This is a genomic window from Vibrio sp. 811, assembly GCF_033339195.1.
Genome location: NZ_JAWOUB010000692.1, coordinates 1 through 580 on the forward strand (window position 1 = coordinate 1; position 580 = coordinate 580).

The 580-nt window shown below is 51.9% G+C and carries 1 protein-coding gene; it reads left to right on the plus strand.

Annotated features, from left to right (window positions below; all coding sequences use genetic code 11):
• On the plus strand, positions 1-580 hold a 580-nt coding region (locus R7Q46_RS28865), incomplete at both ends, for an FAD-binding protein (protein ID WP_318078539.1).

The window sequence follows — 580 nt, forward strand, 5'->3', positions numbered from 1 at the left end:
CTAGCGACAGGTGGCGCATCAAAGGTTTATCAATACACCTCTAACCCTGATGTCTCAGCGGGTGATGGTATTGCTATCGCGTGGCGAGCTGGCTGTCGAGTGGCGAACTTAGAGTTCAACCAGTTCCACCCAACTTGCCTTTACCACCCTGAAGCTCGCAACTTCTTGCTGACCGAGGCCCTTCGTGGTGAAGGCGCCTACCTTCGTCGCCCAGACGGCACTCGCTTTATGCCAGATTTTGATGAGCGTAAAGAACTCGCCCCCCGCGATGTTGTCGCTCGTGCCATCGACTTCGAAATGAAACGCTTGGGTGCAGACTGCATGTATCTCGACATCAGTCATAAACCAGCGGACTTTATCACCAAGCACTTCCCGACCATTTACTCGCGCTTGATGGACTTGGGCATTGATATGACCAAAGAGCCTATTCCAATCGTACCAGCTGCGCACTATACCTGTGGCGGCGTGATGGTGGATCAAAACGGTCATACGGATTTGAAAAACCTATACGCGATTGGCGAAGTAAGCTATACCGGCTTGCATGGTGCTAACCGTATGGCATCGAACTCACTGTTGGAAT